This is a genomic window from Desulfolutivibrio sp., assembly GCF_036584575.1.
In the GTDB taxonomy this organism is placed as follows: domain Bacteria; phylum Desulfobacterota; class Desulfovibrionia; order Desulfovibrionales; family Desulfovibrionaceae; genus Desulfolutivibrio.
Genome location: NZ_JAZHDB010000032.1, coordinates 1 through 7,098, shown reverse-complemented (window position 1 = coordinate 7,098; position 7,098 = coordinate 1). Strand labels below are relative to the sequence as shown.

The window sequence follows — 7,098 nt, the reverse complement described above, 5'->3', positions numbered from 1 at the left end:
AGGACGGGCAAAAGCGCGGTCTCGGCGGCCAGGGAGGTCCACAGGACGCCAAACAGCCACACAGCCGTCGGGCGCAGCCGCTCGGGCAGGGGCAGCCGGGCGAAGACGGCCATGCCCAACGGCCAGAACACGGCCAGTCCGGCCACGGCCAGGGCCGAGAGCTGGAGCCGGATATCGAATACCGACAGGGGGGAGGCGGCCACGATGAGCGCCAAGGCCAGAAACAGGCCGTCCAGCAGGATGCGCGGCCGGTCGAGCAGGATCAAAAAGCCGAAGCAGGCGAACATGAGCGCCGCCCGCACCAGGGACGGGGTGGCCCCGCCCAGCCAGACGTAGCCGCAAACCAGGGGCGCGGCCAGAAGCACCGCAAGCTTTTGCCGGGGCAGGCGCAAAAATATCCCGGGTCGGATGCGTCCGGCGATCCAGGCCAGAAGCCAGCCCAGGGCGGCCACATAGCCCACGTGCATGCCCGACAGGGCCAGGGCGTGGGCCAGGGAGGCCCGGCGCACCAGATCCATGTCCGTAGTCGTCAGTTCCGAGCGGTCCCCGGTCAAAAGGGCCAACAGCATGGCCCCGCCGGGCGTGGGGCGCGGGGCCGGGGCCAGTTCCTCCTGATCGGGAGGAACGTAAGCGGCGCGGCCGGTTCCGGAGAGGCCCGCACCAGCCGGGGCGGCCTTCTCCGGAGGCCTGTCCGGGTGGGGAGGCGCGGGATCGCGCCCTGGCGCGTTGCCCTGCCCTGGCATGGTTCCCTGGGGCGGCCTGTCCGTACGGGCCTGCCCTGTCGTGCGTCCCGGCGCGCTCCCCTGTCCGGGCGCGGCAATCGCGCCGGGGTCGTCCGTCGGGGGCGGCGTCACGGCGTCCAGGATGGAGCGTCGCACGTTTTGGCGCACATCGCGCCACGGGCTGTCCGAGGCCTTGAGCAGGATCGGCTGGTCGCCCCGGGCATAGGTGCGAAAAAAAATGTCCTCCAGGCGGCGGGCGAAAACCGTGTCAAAGCCCCCGGGATTGCGGAAGCCGGTGACCGGCCGCACCCGGGCGGCCAGGGCCAGGGTGTCGCCCGGGGCGGGCCGCCAGGCGGGGCGGTCCCAGGTGAGCAAAAGGCGTCCCGGCAGGGTGACGGGCCGCCGGGCGGCGTGGGCGTCTTTCGGATCGGCCTTTGCCGGGGGTGGCGTCAGACGGGGGTCGTCCAGGACCACGGACAACCGGTCCCCGGGCAGGGGGGTGACCGAGGCCGCCGTCCCGACCACCACCGTGCGCGTTCCGGTCAGGACATCCCGGGGCGTGCGCCCGGGAGGGTCCGGCAGGGCCAGGGCCGCCACCCCCAGGCCCAGGCCAAAGGCCAGGGGGGCCAGGGCCAGCGTTTTGTGGCCGGTTCGCGTGGCCAGGGCCAAAAGGGCCGTGGCCAAAAGGGCCGCCACGGCCGCCTGGGGGACGCGCAGGGCCAGGATGCCGCACACGGCGCATACGAAGAGGATCTGCCAGGGCAGGAGCGGGGTTTGGCGATGGCCCATGGTGGGGCATGGTGGGCAAAATCGGAAGGGGCGTCAATGGCTGCCCCGAGCGGCTGCCCCGTGCGCCTCGGAGGGCGCCTGAGAGCCCCGGTCGGAGCTGACATGTGCCGCCGGTTGCCCGGTATCTCAGGGAAAGCCGCCGGAGGTCCGGGAATGTCCGGATGGCCGCCGCCTTTTCGTCATGACAGGGGAAACGGGATGGGCTATACATGGCGATCCATGAAAGTCTCCGGAGGCATCCCATGACCCGTCTGCTGGCCCTGGCCATCCTATGCGCAACTGTTGTCGCCTGCGGGCCCGTGCGGCCCCTGACCGATTCCGAGGTCTACAGCTTCTGCCTTATGGGCGGTTCCATGGTGGACGACACCTGCGACTCGGAGCAGGACATCTGCAACGCCTACCGCGATGTGGTGAGCATGCCCTATCCCGGACTCAACCCGTGCCTGGATGCCTGCAACGCGGCCTATGAGAGGTTGATCCGGGTGCAGTACGTCGGAAATTGCTTTTCACGCATAAATAATGGCCAGGATCTCTGCATCCAGTATTGCCGCCGCGAGTATCCGAAGCCGTGACGCCGCCCGCCAAAGCCGCCCCCCCCCGCCCGGGGCGGCATCGGCCCAAGATGGCGCGTCATGATCTGAATTCTGAATGAGGACGCCGCCGTGCGCTGGCGCGCCGCCCCACGGCCGGATTTGGTGCAACGTCAAACGTGACAAGGAGTGCCCATGGCCGCCAAGAAGATTCTCATGCTGGTTGGGGATTACGTGGAAGACTACGAGGTGATGGTTCCGTTTCAGATGCTCCTCATGGTGGGCCATACGGTCCATGCCGTGTGCCCGGGCAAAAAGGCCGGGGATACGGTGCGCACCGCCATCCACGATTTCGAGGGCGACCAGACCTACAGCGAAAAGCCCGGCCACAACTTCGGCATCAACTTCGACTTCGACGCCGTGGACCCGGCAGCCTACGACGCCCTGGTCATCCCCGGCGGCCGGGCCCCGGAGTACATCCGCTTAAATGACCGGGTCCTCGAGATCACCAAGCATTTCGCCGCCGCCAAAAAGCCCATCGCCGCCGTGTGCCACGGCCAGCAGGTGCTGGTGGCCGCCGATGTGGTGGCGGGCAAGACCTGCATGGCCTATCCGGCCGTCAAGCCGGACATCCTGCGGGCCGGGGGCGCCTATCACGAGGTCAACGCCACCTATTCCAACGCCATAACCGACGGCAACCTGGTCACGGCCCCAGCCTGGCCCGCCCATCCCGAATGGATGCGGCAGTTTTTGATCCTTTTGGGCTCGAAGATCGAGGCCTAGGCCTTCCCCCCCTGAATGCATCCGTCTGCGGCGCGATCCGGCCCATCGGATCGCGCCGCACAATTGCCGTTTGCTTTCGGCCCGGGGCATGGTAAAAGCCCCCGTGGGGACGGAAGGAGCAGGCGGCCCGGTTCGACGGGCTTTACGCGTTGCGTGGGCTTGCGGCCGTCCCAAAGGACACGCCCGAATGAATCAAATGTCCAGGATATCCTTGCGAAATGGTCGCACCCGCCTGCCGAAGATGAACAAGAATCGGCTGCTTCTGCTTTTTTCCTTCGTGCTTTTCAGCGTGGCCGCCTATTTCGTCATCGACCACCTGACCGACGACTCCCTGGCGGTCAAACTCAAAAAGACCACGGCCTTTGTCGAAGAGGTCCACGAGCAGAAAAACGTCCTGACCATCGTCACCTCGCAGGGTTTTTTCGTGGTGGACCCCGGCCTTCAGTCCGAAAAGTTCAAAAACATCTCGGAGTTCTTCAAAAAGGCCATGCAGGACGGCTCGCCCGTGCGCATCGACTACAAGGACGTGGGCACGGACAAGGTCATCGAAAACGTGTTCTACCGCGCCGAGTCCAACAAGTTCGGCAAGATCAACTCCCTGAAATAATCCCGTTCCCCTGACGTTCCCCGACCTCGTCGGCCGTGCCGCTTTCGCCCCCCCTGGGACCGGACCCGTTGCGCCTGCCCACCAGGCACAGGGACAGGTAGTGCGGGGCGTCCGGAACCTGATCCAGGCCGCGCCACACCTGTTCGCCGTCGATGCCCAGGCGCGTGGCGAAGACCGTCTGCCCGTCGCGGCCCGCCCGGCGCAGCATCTCCCGGATGTCCGGGAAGTTGCGGTAGGCCTTTAAAATCACCGCCCGATCCGCCGTGCCCAAAAGCGCCTCCAGGCGCGCCGCGTCGCCCACCCCGGACAGGATCAGCAGGTTCTCCCCGGACTCGGCCAGGATCTCGCCCGAGGCCGCCGCCGCCGCCTGATACGAGGTGATGCCCGGCACGATGCATACCCGGGCCCCGGGCGCAAGCGCCCGCAGCCGGGGCAGCAGATAGCCGAAGGTGCTGTACAGCAGGGGATCGCCCAGGGTGATGAAGGCCGCATCCCGGCCGCTTTCCAGGATGTCCGCCGTCTGGCGGGCGTTTTTCTCCCAGGCCGCGTCCAGCACGTCCTGATCCCGGGTCATGGGAAATCCCAGGCGCACCACCTGGGCCCCCGGCCGCAGGTGCGGCGACACGATGGCCTGGGCCAGGGAATAGTCGTTTTTGGTGGAGGAGGCGGCCAGAATCACCTCCACCTGTCCCAGGATGCGCGCCGCCTTAAGCGTCAAAAGCTCCGGGTCGCCGGGGCCCGCGCCGATGCCGTAAAGCATGCCCAGGCTCATGGCCTGCCCCCCGCCGCAGCGCAACGTTCCGGAAAAAGCAGCCGGGCCAGATCCTCCACTCCCGCCACGCCCTCCGGTCCCGGGCGGCTCAATCTGCGGCCCGTGAACACCGCCGTGCGCCCGGCCGCAACCGCCGTTAGCCCCGTAAAATGCGGCCGCTCGGCCAGGGCCGTGGGGGCCGGGTTCATGGGCCCCTGTTCCACCACATAGACATCGGGATCGATCCGCACCAGTTCCTCCTCGCCAATCCTGGCCACCCGGCTGGACGCCTCCGGCACAAGCCTGCCTCCGGCCCGGGCCACGGCGTCGGCAGCCATGGAGTCCTTCCCGGCGGCCAAAAGATTGGGATAACGCAATTCCACAAAAACCGTGGGCCGCTTGTCGGCCCCGGCCACCATTTCAGCCACCCGGTCCAGACGCTGCCGCAGCCCGTCCACGAACCGCGCCGCCGCCTCCGGTTCTCCCGTCAGCGCCCCGAGCCGTCCGGCCATGGAAAAAAGCCCCTCGAAATCGCGTACGTCGAAGACGGCCACGGCAATGCCCAGGCGCCGGATGGCCGCCGCCGCCTCAAGCGATTCCCCCCGCCCGGCGATCTGCACCACCAGATCCGGCTTTTGCGCCAAGACCAGCTCCAGATTCGGGCGCATATGGGTGCCGATGCTCGGAAGCTTGGCCACCTCGGCCGGTTCCCGATCCGCGTCCGTGCGCGCCGCCAAAAGTCCCGAAAGCCCCATGCCGCACAGCGTCTCGGTCGCCGCGCCGGTCAGGGCGATCACCCGCCGTGCCGGGCGCTGCAAAACCACCCGCTCCCCGAAGTCGTCCGTGACCTCAACCCCGGCCCGGGCCGCTCCCGCCGCCAGCACCAAAACCGCCGCCATGGCCGGGAACCACCACGCCCTGCGGCGCGCCCGTGACCGGATGGGCAAAGACATGAAACGTCGTCTCATAGGCCTCTTCCACTATCTCGCGGGTGAAGACCGTCCGCGTGGGACCGTCGGCCAGCACCCGGCCGTTTTTTAAAAATATCAGCCGGTCGCAGTACAGCGCCGCCAGATTCAGATCATGCACGGCCGACACCACCGTGAGCCCGGCCGCATTTTTCTCCCGAAGAAGATCATGCATGGCCGCTTTCCGGCCCACGTCCAGGTTCGCCGCCGCCTCATCCAGAAGCAAAACGTCCGTGCCCTGGGTGAGCGCCCGGGCCAGAAGCGCCGTCTGAAATTCCCCCCCGGACAGGGCCGTGGTCTGCCGATCAGCCAGGGGAGCTATCCCGGTCTCCTCCATGGCCCTAAGCGCCGCCGCGCGGTCCTGCGGCCCGTACGCCCCTAAAAGCGACAGGTACGGATAGCGCCCCAAAAGCACCAGCGAGGTGACCGTCAATCCCGGAACCGGCCCGGCCCGCTGCGGCACAGCCGCCACCATCCCGGCCCGCTGCCTTGGCCGTAAACCCCCGATGTCGCAGCCCCCGATGCGCACCACCCCCGCCGTGGGCGTCAGCACCCCGGACAGCACATGCAAAAGCGTGGTCTTGCCGCTGCCGTTTGGACCCAGAAGCCCCGTCATCTCGCCCCGGGCAATGCGCAAATCCAGACCGCAAAGCACCTCCCGGCCGCCGTATCCGGCCCGAAGCCCGCAGCATTCGATCATGCGCCGCCCCCGGCCTTTCTTCTCAGCAAAAACAGGAAAAAAGGTCCGCCCAGAAGCGCCGTCACCACCCCCACGGGCAGCTCCGCGCCGCCCGGCAAAATCGTGCGGGCTACGATGTCCGACCACACCACAAGCGTGCCTCCCAAAAGTCCGGAGACGGCCAAAAGCCTCCGGCTCGAGGCCCCAAAGGCCATGCGCGCCAGATGCGGCGCCGCCAGCCCCACAAACCCGATCACGCCGCAGACCGAAACCGCCGCCCCGGCCATGATGCTGGCCGCCGCCAAAAGCCGCACCCGCACCCGGGCCGCGTCCACCCCCAACTGCATCGCCTGCGTCTCGCCCAGGGCCAGCACGTCCAATTCCCGGGAATAGCGCCACACCACCAGCGTCCCCAACCCGAAATACGGCAGATACAGCCAGACGTCCGCCGCCCCGCGGCCCTGGAAGCCGCCCATGATCCAAAACACGATGCTGGCCGTGGATTCCTCGTTGAGCGCCTTGAAAAGTGAAATGCACGCCGACAGAAACGCCGAAACCACAATCCCGGCCAAAACCAAAGTCTCCCGCGATGCGCCTCCCGAACGCCGCGACAGCATAAGCGCCGCCGCCAAGGCCAAAAGCGATCCGGCCAGGGCGCATAACGGGATCACCGAAAGTCCCGGAAAAATCGCCGCGCCCGCCCAACCCAGGTTCCACCCCATCCCCAGGGCCACGGCCGCCCCAAAGGCCGCGCCGCCCGAAACCCCCAGCGTAAACGGCTCGGCCAACGGATTGCGCAGCACGCCCTGAAACGCCACCCCGGACATGGCCAGACCCGCGCCCACCAGCCAGGCCAAAATCACCCGGTACAACCGCATCTGCACCACAACCGTCACCAAGGCCGGATCATACTCCCGCCCGCCCGCCAATATCCCCAGCACCGCACCCCACGGCGCCGGATACGGCCCGGCCAGACAACCGGCCACGACCGATACCGGAACCGCCAGCACCATGGCGATGGACAATAGACGCGACATGGCTCTCCTTGCATCGGGGCTGTCGCCCCGCGTGGCGATCGGGGCTGCCGCCCCGTACCCCGCCCGGGGGGAATCATTCCCCCCGGACCCCCCGTCACCGTGGCGTTGCCCCGGCCGCGTCGCGGCCGGGGCAACGCCACGGAAACGCGGTTTTCCAGGCGGCATCGATCCTCCCGGCCAGGGGACAGGCCCTTGCGCCAGGGATTCGCGGCGGCCCCGGCCCGGAATGCGC

Annotated in this window: 8 protein-coding genes; 3 read left to right on the top strand and 5 right to left on the bottom strand. The window is 67.9% G+C overall.

Features of this window, described 5'->3' with window-relative positions; all coding sequences use genetic code 11:
• On the bottom strand, window positions 1-1,511 hold a 1,511-nt coding region (locus V3572_RS02360; RefSeq protein ID WP_332109365.1), incomplete at its 3' end, for a ComEC/Rec2 family competence protein.
• A gap of 242 nt (window positions 1,512-1,753) precedes the next feature.
• On the opposite strand from V3572_RS02360, the gene V3572_RS02355 reads away from it, so the two are divergent.
• From V3572_RS02355 to V3572_RS02345, 3 genes are all read left to right on the top strand, one after another.
• Window positions 1,754-2,083: a hypothetical protein gene (locus tag V3572_RS02355; protein WP_332109364.1), complete on the top strand. Its 330-nt coding sequence runs from the start codon at window positions 1,754-1,756 to the stop codon at window positions 2,081-2,083.
• A 153-nt stretch (window positions 2,084-2,236) separates the two neighbouring features.
• Complete coding sequence (locus tag V3572_RS02350; protein ID WP_332109363.1) at window positions 2,237-2,824, top strand: DJ-1/PfpI family protein; 588 nt, start codon at window positions 2,237-2,239, stop codon at window positions 2,822-2,824.
• Between the two features lie 187 nt (window positions 2,825-3,011).
• The gene (locus V3572_RS02345; RefSeq protein WP_332109362.1) at window positions 3,012-3,431 is read left to right on the top strand and encodes a hypothetical protein; all 420 of its coding nucleotides are present in this window, start codon (window positions 3,012-3,014) and stop codon (window positions 3,429-3,431) included.
• On the opposite strand, the gene cobI is transcribed toward V3572_RS02345, so the two are convergent.
• From cobI to V3572_RS02325, 4 genes are read right to left on the bottom strand one after another with little or no spacing between them, the layout of a single operon-like run.
• A complete protein-coding gene (gene cobI, locus V3572_RS02340; RefSeq protein WP_332109361.1) occupies window positions 3,415-4,203 on the bottom strand; it encodes a precorrin-2 C(20)-methyltransferase in 789 nt (262 codons plus the stop codon). The genes V3572_RS02345 and cobI overlap by 17 nt on opposite strands.
• Entirely contained in the window at window positions 4,200-5,081 is an 882-nt protein-coding gene (locus V3572_RS02335; RefSeq protein WP_332109360.1) for an ABC transporter substrate-binding protein, read from the bottom strand. Before V3572_RS02335 ends, cobI begins: the two co-directional genes overlap by 4 nt.
• Window positions 5,032-5,850 (bottom strand): ABC transporter ATP-binding protein, encoded by an 819-nt coding sequence (locus V3572_RS02330; protein ID WP_332109358.1) that lies wholly within the window; start codon window positions 5,848-5,850, stop codon window positions 5,032-5,034. The genes V3572_RS02335 and V3572_RS02330 overlap by 50 nt, the downstream gene beginning before the upstream one ends.
• Window positions 5,847-6,866, bottom strand: coding sequence for a FecCD family ABC transporter permease (locus tag V3572_RS02325; protein ID WP_332109357.1), 1,020 nt, complete (start codon window positions 6,864-6,866; stop codon window positions 5,847-5,849). Before V3572_RS02325 ends, V3572_RS02330 begins: the two co-directional genes overlap by 4 nt.
• Window positions 6,867-7,098: the final 232 nt, after the last annotated feature.